The organism is Arthrobacter dokdonellae (assembly GCF_003268655.1).
Classification (GTDB): Bacteria; Actinomycetota; Actinomycetes; order Actinomycetales; family Micrococcaceae; genus Specibacter; species Specibacter dokdonellae.
In genome coordinates this window covers 3,657,094-3,680,365 of sequence record NZ_CP029642.1, presented here as the reverse complement: position 1 = coordinate 3,680,365, position 23,272 = coordinate 3,657,094, and the positions used below count along the sequence as shown (strand labels likewise).

Here is a 23,272-nt window from a genome sequence, read left to right as displayed (position 1 = left end):
ATGGCAACGGCAATCGAAGTCAAGGGCATTAGCAAGCAGTTTGTGCTACGCCACACCCGGTCCCTGAAGGAAGCATTCATTTGGCTGATTAAGGGCCGTAAGGGTGATCTGTCCGAGAAATTTCATGCACTCAAGGACGTAGATTTGGTGGTGGGACAGGGGGAGACAGTCGCGCTGCTTGGATTCAACGGTTCGGGCAAGTCGACCCTCTTGAAGCACATCTCGGGAGTCATGATTCCTGACAGCGGAACCGTGCGAACGCGCGGGAAAGTCGCAGGACTAATTGAGGTCGGGGCCGGATTCCACCATGACCTCTCCGGCCGCGATAACGTCTATCTCAATGGCGCCATCCTGGGTATGAGCGAACAGCAGATCGACGAAGCCTTTGAGTCGATCATTGAATTTGCCGAGATTGGCCAGTTCATCGACACCGAGGTGAAGTTCTACTCTTCGGGCATGTATCTGCGGCTGGCTTTTTCCGTTGCAGTCCACACGAATCCTGAAGTCTTCCTTGTCGACGAAATCCTCGCGGTGGGTGACGAGCCGTTTCAGCGTAAGTGCATCGCCAAGATCCAGGAACTGGCAGCCGAGGGTCGCACCCTCGTGGTGGTGAGCCACGACCTGGACCTGGTGTCGCGGATCTGCGATCGCGGCGTGGTCCTGGATCATGGCAACGTCACGTTCGACGGTGCGATTGACGACGCCGTCGCCAAGTTGCGCGGCCAGTGACCGGGAGACCTGCCGCAGCCAGGGCGTCTCTCCGTCCTGATATCCAGGGCCTGCGCACCTTGGCGGTGGGCCTGGTCATCCTCTATCACCTGTTTCCGCAGAGGGTGACAGGCGGATTCATCGGCGTCGACATATTCTTTGTCATCTCCGGATTCCTCATTGTCGGCTCGCTTGTTCACGGTGCCTCGCGCACCGGCACTGTCCCGCTCTTGTCTTTCTATGCCCGCAGAATCCGGCGCCTGCTGCCGGCGAGCACTGCGGTGCTCTTGGCGACCATGCTAGCCGCCATCGTGATCCTGCCACAGAGCCGATGGCAGGACGTGGCGAGAGATGTCGTGGCATCCGCCCTGCAGGTGCAAAATTGGAACCTGGCCTTCAGCGCCGGAAGCTACGAAGCCGCAGGTTCGCTGGTTTCTCCCGTCCAGCACTTTTGGTCCCTGGCCGTTGAAGAGCAGTTTTATCTGTTCATTCCGTTGCTGCTGATCGTGGCTGTGGCGTGCGGGCGGATCATGGGCAAGAGTGCCATTGCCGCTTCACTGGTTGTCCTGATACTGGTGTCGGCCGTCTCTTTGGGCTATTCCGCCATCTTTTCCGTGCAAAGTCACGACATCGCGTATTTCGCCACCACCACCCGCATCTGGGAACTCGGTGTCGGTGGCATCGCGGCACTCGTGCTGCCGCGAATAGGGGTGCCCGGTGTGCTGCGGATTGCAGGCGGATGGCTGGGATTTGCTGCAGTGGTCACGAGTGCGCTGGTGTTTCAAACGGCCATGGCATTTCCCGGATACGTTGCCGTCTTGCCTGTCCTGGGGACGGTGCTGATCATCGGGTCCGGGATGGGGCCAACCGCCGGAGCGACGACGCCCGGGGCCAGGCGCTGGGGCGTTGCTGCCTGCTTGGGCTTGCGGCCCGTGACCTACCTCGGAGATATCTCCTACTCTCTCTATCTTTGGCACTGGCCTGTGATCGTCTTCTACTTGGAAGTCAGGGGCCGCACACCCGGCCCGTTGGGTAGTGCGGGAATTGTTGTGCTCAGCCTGCTGCTGGCGTCGCTGTCCTACCACCAGATCGAGCAGCGGTTTCGTTTTGGGAAACCGGTCAGGCCGGCAGGCGGACGCAGGTACCGCCCTGTTGTCCGAAATCGCGCCGCCTATGGACTCGCGGCAGTGCTGGTGACGATGAGCGTCATGGGGGCCGCCGTGCCGTGGACCGTGGTTCAGGCCAAAACGGAGTCGCTCGCGGAAGCGACTCTCAGGCCCGCCTATCCTGGGGCCATGGCCTACGATCCCAAAGCGCCGGCACCGGTTCCGGCCGGCATGCCGATCATTCCGGATCCGGCGGTCGCGGCCAAAGACATCCCACTGACGGCCAGGACAGGATGCGCCCGTTACGATTCCCGGAAACTTGACGATACCAAGTGCGTTTATGGAACGCCCGACGCCTCCAAGACGGTGGTGCTCGTGGGGGACTCCCACGCCGGGCAGTACAGTGACGCACTCGCCGCGATCGGGGAAAGGCATGGCTGGACGTTGCGGACAATGGTCCGCAACGGCTGCCCGTTTGCAACCGTTCCTCCCATTACTGTCCACGGTGCGCTGACCGACTGCTCAACACAGAACGCCCGGTCTCTCGATAAGATCCTCGCCATGAAGCCCCAACTGGTCGTCATGTCAGCGATGATGCCATACGGCTACAGACAGGCCCTCGCCTGGAACTGGAAAAGCCAACCGGACCTAGTTGACGGCTACGTACACAATCTTGACGCGTTGCACCGGGCAGGGATCAAGGTCAGTATCATCAGGGACCTTCCCTACCCGGGGTTGTCGCTGCCTGACTGTGTTGCAAGCCATGGCGCATCCGCCAAATTGTGCCAAGTGGATGAAAGCGGCCCCAACAGCACCCCGGACCCGCTCGTTCAGGCGGCCGAGCGCGTCCCGGGAACGAAGGTCGTCGATCTGCGCGCATATTTTTGCCGCAATAAGTCGTGTGCGCCCGTGGTGGGAAATGTTCTTGTCTACCGCGACAACCACATGACGGCGACGTTTGTGAAAACACTTGAAATTCCGCTGCAGAAGGCGCTCGGTCTATGAGTGCGTCGGCTGTTGGCCACGTGGACACTTTCAGGCCGCACAAATCCTCGCCAGGGCTGCAAACGCCCAGGCGCGCGGGCTTCCGGCCGGACATCCAGGCGCTGCGGGCAGTCGCGGTGACCCTTGTGGTCCTGACACACCTGTGGCCCAACCGGCTCACCGGCGGCTACATCGGCGTCGACGTTTTCTTTGTCATCTCGGGCTTCCTGATCACCTCGCACCTGGCCAAGGAGATCTTTGGAACCGGCACCTTGTCCCTTGCCCGCTTTTATGCCCGGCGCATCAAGCGGCTCCTGCCGGCCGCATTCATCGTGCTTGGCGCGGGAACCTTGGCCGTGGCGATCTGGGTACCATACTCCGAGTGGCAGCCAACCGCACGCGAAGTGATGTCAAGCGCCTTATACGTTGAGAACTGGTCCCTGGCAGGACAGTCCATCGACTACTCGGCCATCAACAACCAGGCAACGATTGCCCAGCACTATTGGTCCCTGTCAGTGGAAGAACAGTTCTACTTCTTGTGGCCCCTGGTCCTCTTTGGCCTGTACCGCCTCGGCGCCCGTCTTGGCGCCCGGCGCAGGACCCTCCTGGCGGGAATGGCCCTGCTGTGCGTGGCGAGCCTGGTGTACTCGATCATTTTCACGGCGGACAATCCGAACCCAGCATACTTCGTCACCCCGGTGAGGGTGTGGGAGTTTGCGGCGGGCGGCATATTGGCCATTGCTGCCGCCAAGGCGGCCCTTCCCCGGGTGCTGGCGGATTTGCTTGCGGTGCTGGGTTGGCTCGCCATAGGCGCTTCGGCACTGTATTTCAGCCCGCAGACGGAGTTTCCCGGGTGGGCGGCACTCCTTCCCGTCCTGGGCGCAACCGCCGTCATCGCCAGCGGCACGGGCCGGACACGCGTTCCCTTCCACCCGCTGGTCGCCTGGAAACCGGTCCAGTTCGTCGGAGACGTCTCCTACTCGATCTACCTGTGGCACTGGCCGATGATCGTCGTCGCACCCTACATTCTCCTGACGCCGCTAAACTCCTGGGCAAAGATCTGCATCATTGCCCTCTGCGTCCCCCTGGCGTGGCTGACCAAGGTGTTCGTGGAGGACCGCGGCAAGTCGTGGAAGGTCCTGGGCAGGCGCCCGCGCACCACCTTCCTCAGCATGGGCGCGGGCCTTGCCATCCTGGCCGTGCTGGCCGTCGGGATAACATGGGGCGGCTCACTGCAGGAAAGCCGGGCGGAGGCCGTGCAGGCACAACAAATGGGCCGGCCCTGCCTTGGGCCGGCGGCCCTGCCTGCCCAAAAGGGTTGCGCGAATGCCCTCGGACCGGCCGCCGTCACCGTCATGGGTCCCGCCAACCGGTACTACGCATCGGCACCGGAATGCGCCGTCGACCCCACCAGAAAAGCGCCCGGCGTGAAGTCCGTCACCCTTTGCGATTTCTCGGGCGGAAGGAAGGACGCACCCACGGTCTGGCTGACGGGGGATTCCCACGCCGAACAGTGGAAGCCCGCCCTCCTGGTGTTGGCGAAGAAGGACCACTGGAAGCTGACGTATTCCCTCCTGGGCGGATGCCCCGTCGCCGACGTCAGCTTCTCCGGGTATCACGGAAAGGGCGATCCCGCAGCGAACGCTGCCTGCATGGCAGGGGCACGGTCCGTCGCCAACATGATCGCGGCCGACAAGCCGGACAAGGTCTTTTACTCCATCTTTTCCCGCAAGGAGATGGTCGACGACGGCTCCGGACTGAGTCAGGAAGCCCAGTACGACGCCGGCCTGCCGAAGTTTTGGGGGCGCTGGACCGCCGCTGGCAGCACCGTCTACGTCATGGCCGACCCGCCCCTGAACGGCTACGTCCGCGATCCGCGGTGCGTGGCGCTCAACCCCTCTCGGCCCCTCAACTGTGCCGTTCCAAGGACAACCGCCCAGCCCGCGGACCCCCTTGTCTCTGCGGTGCGGCTCATGAAGTCGTCGCGCGTGAAATTGATAGACCTGACCGATCATTTCTGTGATGCCAGCAGGTGCTACGCCGTGGTGGGCAACGTCGCCGTCTACTATGACGCCGACCACCTCAACGGCGAGTTTTCCAAGCTCATGGCACCGTACATTGAGCGTCAGCTCTAGCGGTGTGGGGGGCGCGGCGTGGCAGTGCCCGGCGTGGTTTGGCTCTCACCTGGACCGGACCGCAGCGAAAGGTCGATATTCTGATAACACAACGCGGCGGTGCCAGGATGCCAGGCACGATCCCGGAAACGAAAAGAAGAGGCTAGTAAAACGTGAAGATTGCTGTCATCGCACTCGGTAAGATCGGCCTGCCACTGGCTGTCCAGTTCGCCTCCAAGGGACACGACGTGGTGGGTGTGGACGTCAACCAGGCCGTGGTGGACCTGGTCAACGCCGGCACCGAACCGTTCCCCGGCGAGGCGCACCTGCAGGAAAAGCTCTCCGAGCTGGTTCCGGCCGGCAAACTCCGTGCGACGACGGACTACGCCCAGGCGGTCCCCGGCGCCGACGCCGTGGTCCTGGTGGTGCCGCTCTTCGTCGACTCGGACGCCAAGCCGGACTTTGGCTGGATGGACGCCGCAACGGCCGAGCTGGGCAAGCACCTGACCCCCGGCACCCTGGTGTCCTACGAGACCACGCTGCCCGTCGGCACCACCCGCACCCGCTGGAAGCCGGCCCTGGAAGAAGTCTCCGGCCTGGTGGAGGGCAAGGACTTCCACCTGGTGTTTTCCCCGGAGCGGGTGCTGACGGGGCGGGTCTTTGAGGACCTGCGCAAGTATCCCAAGCTGGTGGGCGGCCTGTCCGACGCCGGCGCCGCCAAGGCCGTCGAGTTTTACAAGTCCGTGCTGGACTTTGACGAGCGCCCGGACCTGAACCGCGCCAATGGCGTGTGGGACCTGGGCTCCGCCGAGGCCTCCGAGCTGGCCAAGCTGGCCGAAACCACCTACCGGGACGTCAACATCGGCCTGGCCAATCAATTCGCCCGCTTCGCCGCGAAGACCGGGATCGACATCTACCAGGTCATCGCGGCGTCCAACTCGCAGCCCTTCAGTCACATCCACCAGCCCGGAATCGCGGTCGGCGGCCACTGCATCCCCGTCTACCCGCGCCTGTACCTGTGGAACGATCCCGACGCCACCGTGGTCCGCGCCGCGCGTGCAGCCAATGCGGACATGCCCGACTACACGATTGGCCTGCTGGAAGGCGCCTACGGGAGCCTGGCCGGGGCACGCGTCGTCGTGCTGGGCGCGGCATACCGCGGCGGAGTCAAGGAAACGGCGTTCTCCGGCGTGTTCGACGCCGTCGAGGCCATCAGCACCCGCGGCGGCACCGCACTGGTCCACGACCCCATGTACACCGATGCCGAGCTGAACAAGCTGGGCTTCGACGCGTACCACCTCGGCGAGCCGGTGGACGCGGCCGTGGTGCAGGCCGACCACGCGGAGTACCGCGAGCTGGCGCCCGCGGACCTGCCGGGCGTGAAGGTCTTTATCGACGGCCGCCGGGTAAGCTCGGCGGAGAAGTGGGATGGCGTCACCTATCGCGTCATCGGCAAGGCCTAAGGCAACTGGCCGGCACCCCAACCGATCGCGATCAGGAGTACAAGCATGACTTACATAGCCCCCAGCGCCGACGTGGCCGAGCAGGCAGTCCTCGGCGAAGGCACGAAGATCTGGCATCTGGCCCAGGTGCGCGAGGACGCCGTCCTTGGAGCCAACTGCATTGTCGGCCGCGGCGCCTACGTCGGCACCGGCGTGCAGATCGGCGACAACACAAAGATCCAGAACTACGCGCTGGTCTATGAGCCGGCGGTCCTGGGCAAGGGTGTGTTCATCGGCCCCGCCGTGGTCCTCACCAATGACACCTACCCGCGGGCTGTCAGCCCGGACGGGTCCCTGAAGAGCGCCCACGACTGGACGCCCGTGGGGGTCACGATTGAGGACGGCGCCTCGGTGGGAGCACGGGCCGTGTGCATCGCGCCGCTGACCATTGGCCGGTGGGCGACCATCGCGGCCGGCTCCGTGGTCACCAAAGACGTTCCCGCGTTCGCCTTGATGGCGGGCGTTCCCGCCCGCCGCCTGGGGTGGGTCGGCAAGGCCGGCTTCCCCCTCAAGGAGGACGGCGGTTTCTGGGTCTGCCCGGAAACCGGGGCAAAATATAGTGAAGATGGAACTTCCCTGAAAGAGGCAGAGGACAACGCATGAGCCAGGACTTCATTCCCGCAGCAAAACCCATCATCGGAGCCGAGGAACGGGCAGCGGTCGACGCCGTCATGGCCACGGGCATGCTGGCACAGGGGAAGCAGGTGGCCGACTTTGAAACGGAGTTCTCCCAGGTGCTTCTGGACGGGCGTGCCAGCGTAGCCGTGAATTCCGGGACCTCCGGACTGCACCTGGGCCTGCTGGCCTCCGGCGTGGGGCCGGGCGACGAGGTCATTGTCCCGTCCTTCACCTTCGCCGCCACCGGCAACTCTGTGGCCCTGACAGGGGCCACGCCCGTTTTCGCCGACATCGAGCTGGAGCACTACGCGCTGGACGTGGACCACGTGGAATCGCTGATCACGGACAGGACCAAGGGCATCATGCCGGTGCACCTCTATGGACACCCCTTCGCCGCAGAGGCTTTCGCGGCGCTCTGCGACAAGCACGGGATCGACCTGTACGAGGACGCCGCCCAGGCCCACGGTGCGGCACTGAACGGCAGGAAGGTGGGCACCTTTGGGAAGTTCGGCATGTTCAGTCTGTACCCGACGAAGAACATGACGTCCGGCGAGGGCGGCATGGTCTCGACGTCGGACGCCGAGGTTGAGCGGAAGCTGCGCCTGCTGCGCAACCAGGGCATGGAAAAGCAGTATGAAAACGAACTGGTTGGCTTCAACAACCGCATGACGGACCTGCATGCGGCCATCGGCCGTGTCCAGCTGACCAAGGTGGAAGGCTGGACCAAGCAGCGCCAGGACAACGCCGCCTTCCTCAGTGCCAACCTCGAAGGGGTGGGAACCCCCAAGGTGGCCGAGGGCGCCGAACACGTCTACCACCAGTACACCATCCGGGTGCCGGAAGGCCGTGACGAACTGCACGATCGCCTGCGTTCCGAGTACAACATCGGCTCCGGCGTCTACTACCCCGTGCCCAACCACCGCCTGCCCTCCTTCAACCGCACCGAGGACCTGCCCAACACGGAGACTGCCGCGAAGGAAGTCCTTTCCCTGCCGGTCCACCCGTCGCTTTCGCAGGACGACCTCGAACGGATTGTCACCGCCGTGAACACGCTCGTCAAGGCAGGTGCCTAAAGCATGGCGAACCTGCGCGTAGGACTCATCGGCCTGGGCATGATGGGCCGCCACCACGCACGGGTCATCCGTGAAGTGGAAGGCGTGGACCTGGTGGCCGTGGCGGACGCCTTTGGCGACCCTCACGGCGTGGCCAAGAACCTGCCCGTGCTGCACAGCGTGGAGGAGCTCATCGCCGCCGGCCTGGACATGGCCGTGGCGGCCGTGCCCACCGGCATGCATGAGGAAGTGGGCCTGGCCCTCGCCGAGGCCGGCATCCACACCCTGGTGGAGAAGCCGATCGCCGCCAGCGTCCCCGCCGGCCGGCGACTCGTGGAGGCCTTCGCCGCGAAGGGACTGGTCGGGGCCGTCGGCCACATCGAGCGCTTCAACCCGGCCCTGCAGTCCCTGCGGAGGCGCATCGCCGACGGCGAGCTCGGCGAGGTCTACCAGATCGCCACTCGCCGGCAGGGACCTTTCCCGTCCCGGATCGCCGACGTCGGCGTCGTGAAGGACCTCGGCACGCACGACATCGACCTGACCGCCTGGCTCGCCCAGAGCCGCTTCGAAACGATCTTCGCCCAGACCACCACCCGCAGCGGACGCCCGCACGAGGACATGGTGGCCGCGACCGGCAAACTGGAGAACGGCATCATCACCAACCACCTGGTGAACTGGCTGTCCCCGATGAAGGAACGCCTGACCATTGTCACGGGTGAAAGAGGGGCGTTTGTGGCGGACACCGTCACCGCCGACCTCACGTTCTACGAAAACGGCACGATCGCCACCGAATGGGACTCCATGGCCGCGTTCCGCGGCGTGTCCGAAGGCAATGTGACCAGGCTGGCCATCGCCAAGCCCGAGCCGCTGCGTACCGAGCACGAGGCCTTCCGCGACGCCGTCCTGGGACTGCGCACCGACGTCGTGACCATGGCCGAGGGCCAGGACACCCTCGTGGTGGCCGAGGCCGTCCTGGAGTCGTCCCGCACAGGCGCCACCGTAAGGATCCCGTCTTAGTGGCCAAACAAAAACCGTTGAAGGTCGTCGTCGCCACCCGGCTCTATGCGCCGGAAGTGGGGGCGGCGGCCTTCCGCCTGAAGGCCCTCGTTGACGGACTCGTGGAGCAGGGCGCCGAGGTGGAGGTGATCACCACGCGTGCCCCGAAGGGCGCGGGCGTGTTCCGGCCCCCCTACAGACTCACCCGCTGGCCGGTGCTGCGCGATCCAGGCGGGAACGTCCGCGGCTATGTCCAGTACCTCAGTTTCGACATCCCGGCGTTCTTCCGGCTCCTGGCGGTGAAGGCGGACATGGTGGTCTCGGAACCGCCGCCCACTACCGGCCTGGTGGTGGCACTGTCCTCGCTGTTGCGCAGGCGTCCGTTCGTCTACTACGCAGCGGACGTGTGGACGGAGGCACTCTCCGCCATGGAGGTGCCGGAGACGGTTAAAAGCGTCATGGGCGCCCTGGAGGGCTTCGTGCTCCGCCGCGCGGCCAAGGTCATCGCCGTCTCCGAACCGGTGGCAGGGCAGGTGGCCCGATTCAACGTTCCTGCCGAACGCATCCACGTAGTCGGCAATGGCGTGGACAACGGCGTGTTTTCACCGGACGGCCCGGTGGCAGCTGTCGCGAAGCCGTATTTTATCTACACCGGCACCATGAGCGAGTGGCAGGGTGCGGGCATCTTCATCGAAGCCCTGCCGCTGGTCCGCGAGCGGTTCCCTGACGCTGAAGTCCGATTCTTTGGCCAGGGCACGGACGAGGCCAACCTGAAGGCGCTGGCGGCAGCGAAGGTCCCGGGAGCAGTGCACTTTGGTGGAGTCATTGCTCCGGCGGAGGTCGCCCCATGGATCCGCGGCGCGGCCGGCGCGCTGGTCAGCATCAAGCCCGGGCAGGGCTACGACTTTGCCAAGCCCACCAAGATCTACGCGGCTGCAGGGTGCGGAACGCCCGTGGTCTTCGCCGGCCAGGGCGACGGCGGCGCCATCGTGGCGGAAGGCGGGCTTGGCTCCGCGGCCCCCTACGAGGCGCAGGCAGTAGCGGAAGCCATGAGCGCAGTCCTTGCCGATTCGACCCTCGGCGGGATGCAATCGGCGGACGCCAGAGTCCAGTGGGTGGCGGACCATGCGTCGCTGGCGGCGTCCGGGCGCGTTGCCGCCGAAGCCGTGCGTACTGTTGTTCGCCGGCCGGCGGGCACGAAGGCGATCTAGCCGGGGACGGCGTGGCAAGCATCAGCTAGCCGGGCCGGCGTGGAAGTCCTGCAGGCGTACTCGGGTGCGAAGCTACTTTGCAAACGCCTCGAGCAGCGCGTCCACCGTCCGTTGGGCCGCGTGGCCGTCGCCGTAGGGCGCCGCATCAGTCGCGGCCGGGGCGGGGCGTTCCACGGCGCCGGCCAGTTGGGACAGATCGTCGTTGACCAGCACGTTCCAGCCCAACTCCACGGTTTCCACCCATTCGGTTTCGGGGCGGATGGTGGTGCAGGGGACGCGCAGCAGGAAGGCCTCCTTCTGCAGGCCGCCGGAATCGGTCACGACGCCGGCGCTGTTGGCCACGGCGTTGACCAGCTGCGGGTAGGCCAGGGGCTCATGGAGCACGATGGAACCGGCCGCAAGGTCGATCCCGTGCGATTCGGCCAGCGCCTTCAGCCGGGGGTGGGCCAGGAGCAGCACGGGCTTGCGCAGGGCGGCCAGCGACTCCACAATTACTTTCAGCCGCGCGGGGTCGTCCGTGTTGTCCGGGCGGTGGATGGTACAGACATAGTAGTTGCCCGCCGTGATGCCATCGGGCAGGGTCTGGCCCTGTGCGGCAAGCTGGTCGCGCACGGTGTACAGGACGTCGGTCATGACGTCGCCCACCATGCGCGACCGCTCCGCCAGGCCCTCGGTCGCTAGGTGTTCCATGCCCACCTGGGTGGGGGAGAGGAGCAGGTCCGAGGCGTGGTCGGTCAGCACCCGGTTGTGTTCCTCGGGCATGCGACGGTTGAAAGAGCGCAGGCCGGCTTCAAGGTGCGCCACGGGAATGTGGATCTTTACGGCGGCGAGGGCTGCAGCCAGCGTGGAGTTGGTGTCCCCGTAGACCAGCACCACGTCGGGCTCGGCTTCCTCGAAGACCTTTTCCAGCCCGGCAAGCATGGCGCCGGTCTGTTCGCCGTGCCTGCCCGAGCCCACACCCAGGTTGTAGTCCGGCGCCGGGATGCCCAGGTCCTGGAAAAAGACGTCGGACATGAGCTCGTCGTAGTGCTGTCCGGTGTGGACAATGACGTGTTCGGCCCGGCCCTCCATGGCCTTTGCGATCGGGGCAAGCTTGACAAACTGGGGGCGCGCGCCCACCACACTCAAAATTCGCATGGTTCAAGCCTAGCCGAGGGTGAAGACTCCCGATTTCGTGCGCCGGCGCTCCGCTACGTAGTGCCGCAGGACTGAATCGGCGCAGAACATGGCCAGCGGGTTGTCAGTTGCCAGTTCCCCCAGCCGGCCCGCCTGGGTATGACTGACGACGGCGGCACGCAACTGTGATTCGTCTCCCGCCTCGGCGGCGGCTCGCGAGAGGGCGGCATCGCGCCGTGAGAGTGCCGGCAGCGATCCGCCGGCCAGGTCGAGGAGTTGCATCCGGGCCTTGGTCCAGGCCGTCTGATCGGCGGCTGACCACACTGGTGAGCCATGGGATTCGGGCATGGACCCGCGCCGGACCAGGGCTCCGATGCCGTGGATCCGCAGCAGCTTCAGCGCGATCGCCCGGCGCTCGGCAAGGGTGGCCGTGCGGATCCAGGGTGACTGGACCAGGGCGTCCAGCCACTGGAATTCCTCGGCGAGGGGGCGAACGGCGCTGGTGACCCGGCTCGGACCGGAAGAATCCGTTTGGTGGTAGGCAGGTGCGGCATATGGATACACCACAAGGCCTCCCCGGAACCACAGCTTCAACGTTGCTTCGAGGTCCTCGCCGACCAAGACGCCTTCCGCGTAGCGGAATCCGCAGGCGAGCAGCGCATCCCGGCGCAGGAGTCCGTAGGGCACGCTGCGGTAGGCCAGTCCGTCTTTGACGGCGTCCAGCACCTCCGGCTTTGCCGGGCGGATCCGGGGGGAACGGAGAATGGTGCCTTCAGGCGTGCGCAGGGGAGCGACGACGGCCGCGGCGGCGTGGGTTTCGGCAGCCTTCCACCAGGCGGCCAGCGAACCTGCCTCCACGTAGTCGTCGGAGTCCAAAAAGCACAAGAAAGTGGCTGAACTCCGGTCAAGGGCCGCGTTGCGAGGCCCGGCGGGGGACTTGACGCCGTCCATGTGCCCAAGCCAGGTGACGGCGTCGTCCGTCGCCAAACCGGGGGGCAGGCCTTCCTTGATGGCCTCGACGGGGATGTTGTGGCAGACGACGGTGGCCCCAAGTTCCACGCCGAGGGCCGCGAGCCCGGCACGCTGGGCCAGGATGGACCGCAGGCCCCGTTCCAGTGGCCGTGCCGGATCATGCACCGGTATGACAACTTCAATGCTTTGGCTCATGGCCGCGCTCTCCTGTGCAGGCTTGGTTCCTTTGGTTCCGCGATAACCTTACTGGGTGGAGAACAATTCTCAGGATTCCGTGCTGGTCGACGTGGTGGTTGCCGTGCACACCCCGGACAGGCCCATCGAGCGCACCGTCGCGTCGCTCATGGCGTCCGGACTCCCGACGGGCCCGGAGGACGCACAGAGGCTGCGGGTCACCGTGGTGTGCCACAACACTGAAGTGGAGCCGATCCGAGCCCGTGTGGCGCCCGAACACCGGGACCTTGTCCGCTTCGTGCACTATGCGGACGGGATCAAGAGTCCGGCAGGCCCCTTCAACCACGGCATTTCCCTGGCCGCCGGCACCTGGGTGTCCATCATGGGCAGCGACGATTCACTCGAGCCGGGCGCCCTGGCGCGGTGGGTGGAGGCTGCCGATCGGGACGGCGCCGACGTCTTGATCGTTCCGATGGCCCATGCCGGCGGGGCAGCCATCCGGACGCCCGTGGTCCGCCGCAACAAGAGTTCCGCACTCGATCCGGTGGCCGACAGGCTCACGTACCGCACCGCACCGCTGGGACTAATGCGCCTTTCGCTGGTTCGTTCGTTGGGCCTGGACTTCCCCACGCGGTACGCCACGGGGGAGGACCAGTCCTTCTCCGCCCAACTCTGGTTCTCCGGGGCCAGTGTGAGCTACGGCCGCGGCCTGCCCCGCTACCTGGTGCACGACGACGCGGCGGTCCGGGTGACGGCAACGCCCCGCAGCGTCACGGAGGACCTGGCCTTTGCCACGGACCTGGTGCAATCGGACTGGTTTGCCGGCCTGGGTTGCGCGCAGCGGTCCGCCATCGTGACGAAGCTCATTCGCGTCCACCTGTTTGGACACGTGCTCCTGCGGGCCGACGCCGGAACGTGGGGTGCCGCCGACGCCGCCGCGATGGCCTTGGTGGCCCGCACCCTGTTGTTCGCCGCACCCACGGCGGCACGTCCGCTCTCCGTGGCGGACCGGTCACTGCTCGATGCGGTGGCGCGCCGGGAGGCCGACCCCGCCTTGATGAAGTCCATGGCCAATGCGCGACGCACCTTCACGAACCCGCGCACGTGGCTGCCGCGCGACCTGTCGCAGCTGCTGCACCCGGAAGCCCCCTTGCGATTTATGAGCGCCTCTGCACTAGTTTCCTAACGTCTTGTCCGCCTAGCCCATTCACCGCCGAACCCCTTCAAGGAACGCATGAAGATCCTGGTCATCGCCACCTGGTACCCGCATGATGAAAACCCCGCAGAGGCGCCGTTTAACGCCGAGCATGTCGAAGCCATCCGCGGCCAGGGCCATCAGGTGCGCGTGATCCACGTCCGGCTCGGGACCGCGCTGGCCATGCCCGGCACCGCCAACGGCGAGTGGGAAGGAGTCCCGGTACGCCGTGTCCTCTCGGACCCCAGACACCCTGCAAGCGTGTTGACCTGCGAACGCCTGCTGGCACGGGAAATGGCGTGGGCCGACGTGGTCCACACCATGGCATTTTCCGCCATCCTGCTCGCCCTGCCAGCATGGGGGGCCCGCACCGCGGCGGCCCGTGGACGTCCCTGGGTGCACACCGAGCACTGGAACGGCGTGGTCAACCCCGCCAGCGTTTCGCCTCTCTGGGAGAGGCTCGCCGGATTGCGCCACGTGCTGCGATTCCCCCACGTGGTGACGGGCGTGACGGGCCAGCTCGCCGCGGAAATGCAGCGCTTTGCCCGGCCGCATGCCGCGCGGGTGGTGCCCTGTGTGGTGAAGAGCCGCGGGCAGGTCGCGGCGTCCGAGTTCGGCACCCCGCTGCGCCTGGTCGCCGTGGGCGGGCTCATCGCCCGGAAGCGCCCCCTGGCCGCCATTGAAACCGTCGGCTGGCTGCGCGACCGCGGCACGGACGTGCACCTGACCTGGGTGGGGGACGGGCCCCAACGCGCCGAGTGCGACGCGTTGGTTTCAAAGCTGAACCTGGCGGACCGGGTCGTCTTGGCGGGTTCGGTGCGGCCGGCCAAGGTGACCGAGTACCTGTCTGCAGCGAACCTGTTTTTCCTTCCCACCGCGCAGGAGAACTTTTTTACGTCCGCGGCGGAAGCGCTCGCCGCCGGCCGGCCCGTGGTGGCGACGCGCGTGGGCGGCTTCAGTGACTACGCGGACATGTCCAACAGCAGGCTCGTCGAAGAGGTCACGCCGGAAGTCCTTGGGGGAGCTGTCCTGGAGGCCGCGGAGGCATTCCGAAACGTGCCTGCTGAGGACATCGCAGCACCCATCCGGTCCAGGTTCGCGCCCGCCGCCGTGGGCGCACTTCTCGACGAGGCATATGCGTCCGCCATTGCCCGGGCCTGAGGCCGCCCAAATTCTTGTATCTGGCAACTGCCGGTCATGGAATCCAACGCATGAAATCCAGGGACAACTAACGTGACAACTCTTCGCAGGCTGGTTTTGCTGGCAAACCAATATCCCTACTCACAGGGTGACCATGTGTTTGTGGGCAGCGAAATAGCTGCCCTGGCGGCCCGCTTTGATGAAATTGAAGTATTCAATTACACGCCTGGCGCCGCCGATACGATCGTTGAGATGCCACCCAATGTTGTCTATGGCGGGAATCTCTACGGGAGCTCCCGCACAGCCAAGATTAAGGCCTGTGGCTCCCCATCGTTGCTGGCCCGGTCACTCCAGATTACGATTCACGAACTGCGGGCCCGACGGCTCGCATGCCATGCCGGGCGATTCCTTTCGGCGGCCGCCGTGGGGATGACGCTGGCGCACGATCCCCGGCTTCGGCGCTCCTTGTTGAGGCCGAATGCCGAAACGAGCGTCTACAGCTTTTGGGGCATGGGGGCGGGACTGCTGGTCCCATGGTTGCCCCGTGAAATCAGGAGTGTCAGTCTGCGCCTGCACCGCTACGACCTCTACGAAGCAGAATCCGGCTACTTGCCGTTCCGTCCCTCCTTGTTTGAACGGGCCAACCGGATCCTGGCCATTTCAGAATCCGCCCGGCGCCACCTGCTCGACACTTACCCGGGGGAACGGTTGGACAGCAAGATATTTGTGAGCCGCCTCGGAACGGCGAAGCCCGTCGAAGCCGAGGGCCCCCTGATTGAAGGATCCGGGCGAACCATCGTCAGCTGTTCGAACCTCATCGCGGTCAAGCGTGTTGACCGAATTCTGGAGTCACTGGAACAGTTGCCACTCGATTCCCCTGTGACCTGGATCCACTTTGGTGGCGGGGTGTTGGAGGACGATTTGCGCCAACGGGCGGCCCGAATCGATCGGCCAGGACTTTCCATCGACATTCGCGGGGCGACTCCGCACCAGCAGATTATGGAGTTTTACCGGACACGGCGCATCGCGGCCTTCGTCAATGTCAGCGCGTCGGAAGGCCTGCCCGTCAGCATCATGGAAGCCATATCGTATGGCATTCCCGTGGTTGCGACGGATGTGGGCGGAACCGCTGAAATCGTCGGCGCAGGGCTCAAAACGGGGGAGCTGATTCGGGCGGCATTTAAAGGCCCGGAACTAACGGAGGCGTTGGAAAGGGTCCTCACCGCCGCACCGCAAACCTACGATCCGCGGGCCCTATGGGCGCGCGACTACGATGCGGCAGTCAACGCGAGGGCTGCCGCGGCGCTCGTTGCGGGGCGCTGAGCGGGACACGGACGACCGGGGCTTATCACTTTAGGCGGGGTTCAACGGCAGTTTCCAAGGAAGTCAATCCGGCCAACGCCGCTTGCTGGGCGAAATTGGGATTCGCTGCAACGACTTCATCAAAGGTCCCCCGGGACTCAATGGTGCCCTCGCTCATGTAAAGGACCTGGGCGCTGTCGCGGATGGTGGAGAGCCGGTGGGCGACTGAAATGACGGTCACGTCCCCCTGGAGTTCGTGGATGGCCGCGGCCACCGCGGCTTCCGTGGCCGTGTCCAAGGCGCTGGTGGCTTCGTCGAGCACCAGCACCAGGGGGTCCAGGTAGAGTGCCCTGGCCATGCCAAGGCGTTGGCGCTGGCCGCCTGAGAGGGACCCGCCTCGCTCGCCCACCCGGCCGTGGATGCCCCCGCGGCGTGCCTCGATGGTCTCCAGCAGCTGGGCGCGCTGCAACGAAACGCGCACGCGGTCCTCGTCGATGTCAGAGCCCCAGGATAATGCAACGTTTTGGGCCACCGTACCGTCAAAAATGGCGACTTCCTGGGGCACGTAGCCGACGCGCTTTCGCCAGGCGGCCAGCACGTCCTCCAGCGGCACGCCGTCGAGGGTCATGGAGCCGGCGGAAGGCACCAACAGGCCTAGGAAGATGTCTATCAGCGTTGATTTACCGGCTCCAGATTGTCCCACCACGCCCACCGAGGTGCCAAGGGGAATCCGCAGGCTGACATCTGTCACGGCGGGTCGGTTTGCCCCGGGGTAGGTGAATTCAACGTTGCGCAGCTCAAGAATTTTCGGTTCACTGCTGATGGGTGTTCTGCCCAGTTTTTCGGCATTTTTACGGAAATCTTCGGCATCCCGAATGTCGGCCATGACCAGTTCCGTATAGGGAAGCGTGGACTGGACCAGCGTCACCTGGGACTGGATGGTGGTCAGCGCTGGAACCATTTTGAACCCCGCGAGGGCGAAGATCGCCACTGACGTCATCGCTGCGCCAATCCCGCCGTTGAAGAATCCGACGGTCCCGATGAGCAGAAAGCCGCCGATCAGTGCCATGTCAATGACAAATTTCGGCACAGCCGCGAGAAAACGGATGTTGGAACGGGACCTTGCGGCCTTCTCTCGGCTCAGGTAGACAACGTCGCCTACTTCATCGGCCTTGTCCTGAAGCGTAATTTCCTTCAGCGCCGCGAGCATCTCCGAAACAAGCGTCGACATTCGCATGGCCGAATCGCGGTTGACGCGGCCGGCCTCGTATGACTTCTTTGACAGGTAGAGATACAGGAATGCGGCGATGAGGCCAAGATAGAGGACCGTGATGAGAGCTGTCTGCCACGAGGCGGCGACCAGAATGACCAGCACGGATGCGAACGTCAGGGCCTGGGACGGCAGAACCACAGCGGGAAACAGCACCCCGGCGATGGTGTTGGCAATGCCCACGTCGATCATGCGCACCAATTCCGTGGTCGACCGGTTTTGGCGGGACGTCCATGGTGCCCGGATGTAGCTTTGAAAGAGGACCGTCCCGATTTCCAATTCGTAGTCGGCAAACTTGCGGGTGGACACCCACTGGAGCCAGATGTTCAGGAACGACTTCAAGATCATCACCGCGGCCGAGCACACAAGCAGAACCAGCCCGATGTTGTCGGAGATGCTGCCGAGTACCGGCAGCTTCATGGGGTTGCCAGAACTTTGCGACTGCATGATCTGGTTCAACACGAGGGCAAATACACCCAGTGCGCCTGCGTCGACTAAGACCAGCACCGACGATGACGCTGCGAAAATATACAGGAATTTTCTCGCGTTGGCGGGCAGCAGCGGCAGCAATTGGCCAAGTGTGCGTCGCAAGTTTTTCAAGTTTTACTCCAGAACTGCAGTGGAAGAATCCATCCCATACTACGGGGGTTGCCTGGGGCACGCCTTGCAGGTGTGCCCCGGGACGCTGGCGGCGGCGGGTTCAATGCGAGAATGTATGGCATGAACAAGGAAATCCGTGTGACGCAACTCTTCGACTGCGCCGATGTTGGCAAAACCTTCGTCACGGAGGGACAGCGGCAGGGGAAGCCGTGGAAGATCATCCAGGGACCTTGGACGCGCGGCGGCACTAAAGCCGCCTACTACCGCTTCCTCCTGGAGCAGGCGTCGGCCTACCCACGGACACAGTTGTGGCACGTAAATATGGGCGGCAGGGCAAAATGGGCGCGTGGCAGGTTTGCCCGCCCGTACGCGCTGACCCTCCACGGCACCGACATCCGGGAAAACTATTGGCAAGAGCAGCACCACGCCGTCATCAAGGCCGATGTGGATGGTGCCGGGCATGTCTGGTATGCCACACCGGACAACCGGGAAAAGGCGGAACGCGCACGGGCTGATGCGGAGTACATGCCCATTCCCGTCGATATTGCCGAGCTCCCCACTTGGGCGCCGGCGGAAAGGCCCCGTGTGTTTTTCCCGTCACGCTGGGACGCGTCCAAGGGCGGCGATGCATGGGTCCAGACTGCCGCCGACGTGGTAGCTGCCCTGGCTGGAATGGAGGTTGACATCGTCGGCCTGGACTGGGGCGACCGGGCGCCGGAGGTCGCAGCCATGGGCGTGCAATTGCTTCCTAAGATGCCCAAGGCAGAATACTTGCGCGAAATGTCACACGCCCACGTTGCCGTGGGGCAAATCGCCGGCATATTAGCCACCAGCGAGTTGGAAGCGATGGGAATGGGCATCCCCACCATCTTTGCCGACCAGCATGCCGGCTACTCGGCCGACGTCGCGACGGTGTCCGTGGCCCGGACGGACGTAGGGGACGCGGTGCGCGAATCGCTCTCCGACCCGCCGGCGTTGTCGCGCAGGCTCGACAGCGTGACCTACATACGTGACAACCACGGACCCGCGGCGCTTCTGCCGCGGCTCGAAGCGGGCTACAGGAAGGTATTGGAGGCTGCAGGGTGAACCGGCCGCACCTTCTCTACATATCATTTGCATTTCCGCCGAGCTCTGCATCGTCGGTCTACCGGTGCACCGCGGTGGCCAACGGCTTCGCCGAAGCAGGCTGGGACGTCACCGTCCTGACGGTGGACGCCGGCATCTGGGCCGAAGTCACGGGAACGGACAACCGCCTGCTGGAGTCCGTTGACCCCCGGATCAAGGTGGTCCACGCATCCGACGGCGGTTCGGAGGAGCCCAACCGCCGTGACCTTCGGCGCTACTCGCGGCTTCGGATCGAGGCGCCCTATATCTGGAAGGAACTTTTTCGCCGCCGCAGCCGCAAAGGTTTCCCCGAGGACTTCCACGCATCCTGGTTTGCGCCCGCCAGCGAAGCATTGCACCGGATCCACAGGCAGCACCCGGTCAACCTTGTCATGGCGTCCGCAGCCCCTTACGTGTCGTACAAAATAGCCCGCGAACTGGCAGACGTCCCCTACGTTCTCGACTACCGGGACGCCTGGTCATTCAGCACGTTCACCGGCGCGGAGATCTTCGCCACCACATCGGAGCGCGGCCTGTTGGAACATGAATATTTGAAAGGGGCGCTGCAGACGTGGTACGTGAATGACCCCATTCGCGACGAATACGCCCGCAGGTACCCCGACACAAGCGGCACCATGCGAGTGGTGCCCAACGGCTTCGACCCGCAGCCGGGCCATGGTCGCCCCGCGGCCAACGCAACCCTGGAACCACGCATCGGCTACCTGGGCACGCTTCAGTACACCGCCGTTCCCCTGGCAGAGTTCCTGATGGGATGGGACGCCGCCTTTGGCCAGGGGGCTGCGCAGATAGCCCATGCAGTCTTCCGCGGGAAACTAAGCCCCACTGGGCTGGTTCCGGCAGATGTCCTGGAAATATTCAATTCGGGAATGCACCGCGGCCTCGCTTATGAAGGACCCATCTCCAAGCGGGACGTGGCCAGCTTTTACCGGAGCGTCGATGCGCTCCTCCTCATACTGCCGCCGGGCAAGTATGTGACCGGTGGGAAGACGGCAGAATACATCGCCACTGGGCTGCCGATTGTGTCCGTTCATGCAACCGACAGTGCTGCTTCAACGATGCTCCGGCACTACCCCCTCTGGTTTGAAGCCCAAGATTTGACCCCCGGGGGAATTTCCGCAGCCCTGCTGTCTTGCGCACAAGAACTTGCCGACCCGGATCCGGCAAAGTGGGCCGCAGCGTGGGAATTCGGACAGCAGTTTGAACGGTCAACCACCCTTCGCCCCGCGATCGCAGAACTGCGCGCAGAGCTTGACCGGCGCGCCGGACACGCCGCCCAGCCCTCGGATCGGAGCAAGCCGTGAAAGAACCCCTGCAACTCGCCATCCTCCTGGGCCGGGGCGAAAGGGCCGACATGGCCATTGATGAACTGTGGCGTCGAGCCCAGTCAGCCGTAGCCGAATACGGCATCCCCGTCCATTGCGTCGCGGGCTATGCCCAACTGCCCCAAACGAGTGAAACCGTCACCCACGCCTTCGTGGACGTCGTCGGGTTGGTGGTCCCGCCTCCGGGCCGGGTGGGCAACCTCGTCACTTCCGCTGCCACAAAGCCGGGCCCGCTGGGAGTCGTGGGGCGTCTTGCAAAGTACAACCTCACCTCCCGCCGCGTGGCCCGTGCCCTGAAGGCCGATCCACAATTGACGGACATTTTTTGCCACGCTGACGTCATCGTCTCGGCGGATCCGGAGGCCGACCGGGCAGTGTGGATGCTGCGCCGGCGCACGAGCGCCCGCCTCATGCACGGCCCTTTCGCCATGGCCAACGCACTCTCCGAACTTGCCAAGGATTGAACCCGCGCGAGGCAGGCAGGCCCTTCCCTGGCCGGGGCATATGGGATACTTGTGCGGTGAGTCGAACTTGGATAGTCATCCCCATGTATAACGAGGCGTCGGTTGTCGGCGGCGTCATCACGGGGCTGCGAAAGGTGTTCCCGTACGTCGTCTGCGTCGACGACGGCAGCACCGACGGCTCCCAGGAGGCGGCCCGCCGGGCGGGTGCCGTCGTGGTCCAGCACCCGGTCAACCTCGGTCAGGGCGCGTCCCTTCAGACGGGCATCGAGTACGCGCTGAACGATCCTGAGCTGGACTGCATCATCACCTTCGACGCCGACGGCCAGCACCGGGTGGTCGACGCCCAAGCCATGGCCGAGCGCATCAAGTCCGGCGAGGCAGAGATCGTACTGGGCTCCCGATTCTTGGACAAAAGAACCAAACTCTCGCCCGCGAAGCGCCTGGTGCTGCGCACCGCGGCCGTCCAATCCCGCCTGGCCACCGGCATGGACCTGACCGACGCCCACAACGGGCTCCGTGCGCTCAGCCCCAAGGTGGCGCGGGGCATCCACCTTACCCAGAACCGCATGGCGCACGCCTCGGAACTCGTCCACCAGATTGCCGAGATGAAGCCCAAATGGGTGGAGCAGCCGGTGGAAATCATCTACACCGATTATTCCAAGGGCAAGGGCCAGTCCCTCCTGAATTCGGTCAACATCCTCGCCGACCTTTTGTTTAGGTGACATTGTGCAAATAGTTGTTCAGATTGCTCTAGTCCTCGCTGTCGTCACAGTTTCCCTGGCACTCATGCGCGGCGGATCGAACGCACGGCACCTGGCCATCCGTCGAATCATGCTCATACTGTTCGCGTGCGTGGCCGGATTGTCGATCTTCTTCCCGGAGGTGCTGACCCACATCGCCCGGTTCTTCGGCATCGGCCGCGGCACGGACCTGGTCCTGTACGGTCTTATAGTCAGCTTTCTCGTTTACATGGCGACCACCTACCAGCGGTTCCGGCACATGGAAACCACCATGACCAAGTTGTCGCGCCGCGTGGCCCTGGATGAAGTCAACCGCCGGCAGTCGCCCGCCGCTGCGGCCCGCGCGATCGCGGCCGGGACTGCCCCGTCGGAATCTGGGTCGAACGGGACTGCCACCGGATGAGCCGGGCCCCGCACGCCGGCGCATCGGTGGTGACTGCACCAGGGGCGGAACGCGCCAGGATGCAACGCAACTACGGCCTGGACATATTGCGGATCCTGAGCATTTGCGGGGTGGTGGCCATTCACGTCTTCGGGCTGCGCGTGGGGGCGGAGCCGAAGGCTGGCCGCGGCTGGTGGGCCGCCGTTGCCATCGACATCGGCTTTATTTGGGTCGTTCCGGTTTTTGTCATGATCTCCGGCGCCCTCCTGCTCGGCTCCCGGCAGGTGCTCGAGGCCCCCGCCGCGTTTTACCGCAAGCGTGCCATGCGACTCGTGCCGGCACTGATCTTCTGGAACGCCGTCTATCTGGTGGGCGTGCGCACCTGGATGAGGCACGAACACCTGACCACCGCACGCATGCTCCAACTCATCTATGACAGCTCGGTTTTCACCCAGCTGTACTTTCTGTGGCTCATTCTGGGCCTGTACGCCATCGCGCCCCTGCTGGCCACGTTCATCAGAGCGAAGGAGGGGCATCGCGCGGTTCTCACGGCGGCGAGCCTGCTCGCCGTGACCGTCCTGGCATACATGGTGCCCGGCATTTTGGCGCATTTCGGGATTTCCCGCCCCATTCCCCTGAACGTCTTTACGTACTGGATGCCTTACGTGGGCTACTTTGCTGCGGGATATGCCTTGCGCAAGGTCCGGCTCAGGGGTCTGCCGCTTGCAGCCGCGGCCGTCGTGACTGCAGCGCTGGTGGTCTTTACCATTTGGCACTTCGGGCATCCGGGCGTTCTGGCCCTGGCAGACCAGTTGGTATCCACTTCCTATTTGGGCGTGGGAGTGGCGTTGACTGCGATAGGCGTGTTCGTCGTTGGACTGTCAGGGTCCGAGTTCATCAAGGTGCCCCGCCGGGTTGGGGCGCTGCTGGTTGCCCTCTCCAACGCCTCCTTTGGCGTGTTTCTGGTGCACCTGGTGATCTTCGAGACGATTCGGCTGAATGTGCCTGCCGTCCTGGAAGCGAGATCGTTCACCGCGATTGCGGGGGCGTATATGGTGACACTGGCCGCCAGCTTCGCCGTCTCGTGGCTGGCGTCAAAGGTGCCGCTGCTTCGGAGGGTGTTTTAGAGCCTGCCATAGCACGTTGGGTCGGGGCAGGGCCTGCGATCGACAATAATGG

At 64.6% G+C, this 23,272-nt stretch carries 20 protein-coding genes; 17 read left to right on the top strand and 3 right to left on the bottom strand.

Annotation, left to right across the window (positions count from 1 at the left end; genetic code table 11):
- The 8 genes from DMB86_RS16400 (at position 1) to DMB86_RS16365 (ending at position 10,291) form a co-directional block, all read left to right on the top strand.
- Entirely contained in the window at positions 1 to 729 is a 729-nt protein-coding gene (locus tag DMB86_RS16400) for an ABC transporter ATP-binding protein (protein ID WP_113718729.1), read from the top strand.
- 65 nt (positions 730 to 794) lie between these two features.
- Positions 795 to 2,819, top strand: coding sequence for an acyltransferase family protein (locus tag DMB86_RS16395; RefSeq protein ID WP_236783380.1), 2,025 nt, complete (start codon positions 795 to 797; stop codon positions 2,817 to 2,819).
- Complete coding sequence (locus DMB86_RS16390; protein WP_113718727.1) at positions 2,816 to 4,933, top strand: acyltransferase family protein; 2,118 nt, start codon at positions 2,816 to 2,818, stop codon at positions 4,931 to 4,933. Before DMB86_RS16395 ends, DMB86_RS16390 begins: the two co-directional genes overlap by 4 nt.
- A 152-nt stretch (positions 4,934 to 5,085) precedes the next feature.
- The gene (locus DMB86_RS16385; RefSeq protein WP_113718726.1) at positions 5,086 to 6,375 is read left to right on the top strand and encodes a nucleotide sugar dehydrogenase; all 1,290 of its coding nucleotides are present in this window, start codon (positions 5,086 to 5,088) and stop codon (positions 6,373 to 6,375) included.
- 45 nt (positions 6,376 to 6,420) lie between these two features.
- Positions 6,421 to 7,017, top strand: coding sequence for an acyltransferase (locus DMB86_RS16380; RefSeq protein WP_113718725.1), 597 nt, complete (start codon positions 6,421 to 6,423; stop codon positions 7,015 to 7,017).
- Positions 7,014 to 8,105, top strand: coding sequence for a DegT/DnrJ/EryC1/StrS family aminotransferase (locus DMB86_RS16375; RefSeq protein ID WP_113718724.1), 1,092 nt, complete (start codon positions 7,014 to 7,016; stop codon positions 8,103 to 8,105). Before DMB86_RS16380 ends, DMB86_RS16375 begins: the two co-directional genes overlap by 4 nt.
- A 3-nt stretch (positions 8,106 to 8,108) precedes the next feature.
- Positions 8,109 to 9,101 carry a Gfo/Idh/MocA family protein gene (locus tag DMB86_RS16370; protein ID WP_113718723.1) on the top strand — a complete coding sequence of 331 codons (993 nt, stop codon included), beginning with the start codon at positions 8,109 to 8,111 and terminating at the stop codon, positions 9,099 to 9,101.
- Positions 9,101 to 10,291 (top strand): glycosyltransferase, encoded by a 1,191-nt coding sequence (locus DMB86_RS16365; protein ID WP_113718722.1) that lies wholly within the window; start codon positions 9,101 to 9,103, stop codon positions 10,289 to 10,291. Before DMB86_RS16370 ends, DMB86_RS16365 begins: the two co-directional genes overlap by 1 nt.
- A 72-nt stretch (positions 10,292 to 10,363) precedes the next feature.
- Here the strand turns inward: DMB86_RS16365 and wecB are convergent, their stop codons facing one another.
- The gene (gene wecB, locus DMB86_RS16360; RefSeq protein WP_113718721.1) at positions 10,364 to 11,428 is read right to left on the bottom strand and encodes a non-hydrolyzing UDP-N-acetylglucosamine 2-epimerase; all 1,065 of its coding nucleotides are present in this window, start codon (positions 11,426 to 11,428) and stop codon (positions 10,364 to 10,366) included.
- Positions 11,429 to 11,437: 9 nt separating this feature from the next.
- On the bottom strand, positions 11,438 to 12,574 hold the full coding sequence (locus DMB86_RS16355; RefSeq protein ID WP_113718720.1) for a glycosyltransferase family 2 protein: 1,137 nt from the start codon (positions 12,572 to 12,574) through the stop codon (positions 11,438 to 11,440).
- A gap of 55 nt (positions 12,575 to 12,629) precedes the next feature.
- Here DMB86_RS16355 and DMB86_RS16350 point away from each other — a divergent pair, with 55 nt between their 5' ends.
- From DMB86_RS16350 to DMB86_RS16340, 3 genes are all read left to right on the top strand, one after another.
- The gene (locus DMB86_RS16350) at positions 12,630 to 13,739 is read left to right on the top strand and encodes a glycosyltransferase family 2 protein (protein WP_113718719.1); all 1,110 of its coding nucleotides are present in this window, start codon (positions 12,630 to 12,632) and stop codon (positions 13,737 to 13,739) included.
- A 48-nt stretch (positions 13,740 to 13,787) separates the two neighbouring features.
- Positions 13,788 to 14,909: a glycosyltransferase gene (locus DMB86_RS16345; RefSeq protein WP_113718718.1), complete on the top strand. Its 1,122-nt coding sequence runs from the start codon at positions 13,788 to 13,790 to the stop codon at positions 14,907 to 14,909.
- 72 nt (positions 14,910 to 14,981) lie between these two features.
- On the top strand, positions 14,982 to 16,211 hold the full coding sequence (locus tag DMB86_RS16340) for a glycosyltransferase (RefSeq protein ID WP_129545574.1): 1,230 nt from the start codon (positions 14,982 to 14,984) through the stop codon (positions 16,209 to 16,211).
- Between the two features lie 25 nt (positions 16,212 to 16,236).
- Here DMB86_RS16340 and DMB86_RS16335 read toward each other — a convergent pair whose 3' ends face one another.
- Entirely contained in the window at positions 16,237 to 18,060 is a 1,824-nt protein-coding gene (locus DMB86_RS16335; protein ID WP_113718716.1) for an ABC transporter ATP-binding protein, read from the bottom strand.
- 120 nt (positions 18,061 to 18,180) lie between these two features.
- On the opposite strand from DMB86_RS16335, the gene DMB86_RS16330 reads away from it, so the two are divergent.
- The 6 genes from DMB86_RS16330 (at position 18,181) to DMB86_RS16305 (ending at position 23,220) form a co-directional block, all read left to right on the top strand.
- The gene (locus tag DMB86_RS16330) at positions 18,181 to 19,146 is read left to right on the top strand and encodes a glycosyltransferase family protein (RefSeq protein WP_129545573.1); all 966 of its coding nucleotides are present in this window, start codon (positions 18,181 to 18,183) and stop codon (positions 19,144 to 19,146) included.
- Positions 19,147 to 19,220: 74 nt separating this feature from the next.
- Positions 19,221 to 20,486 (top strand): glycosyltransferase family protein, encoded by a 1,266-nt coding sequence (locus DMB86_RS16325; RefSeq protein ID WP_171814528.1) that lies wholly within the window; start codon positions 19,221 to 19,223, stop codon positions 20,484 to 20,486.
- Positions 20,483 to 20,971 carry a hypothetical protein gene (locus tag DMB86_RS16320; RefSeq protein ID WP_113718713.1) on the top strand — a complete coding sequence of 163 codons (489 nt, stop codon included), beginning with the start codon at positions 20,483 to 20,485 and terminating at the stop codon, positions 20,969 to 20,971. The genes DMB86_RS16325 and DMB86_RS16320 overlap by 4 nt, the downstream gene beginning before the upstream one ends.
- 83 nt (positions 20,972 to 21,054) lie before the next feature.
- A complete protein-coding gene (locus DMB86_RS16315) occupies positions 21,055 to 21,693 on the top strand; it encodes a glycosyltransferase family 2 protein (protein WP_113718712.1) in 639 nt (212 codons plus the stop codon).
- Positions 21,694 to 21,697: 4 nt separating this feature from the next.
- Entirely contained in the window at positions 21,698 to 22,114 is a 417-nt protein-coding gene (locus DMB86_RS16310) for a DUF2304 domain-containing protein (protein ID WP_113718711.1), read from the top strand.
- Between the two features lie 59 nt (positions 22,115 to 22,173).
- Entirely contained in the window at positions 22,174 to 23,220 is a 1,047-nt protein-coding gene (locus tag DMB86_RS16305; RefSeq protein ID WP_171814527.1) for an acyltransferase, read from the top strand.
- Positions 23,221 to 23,272: the final 52 nt, after the last annotated feature.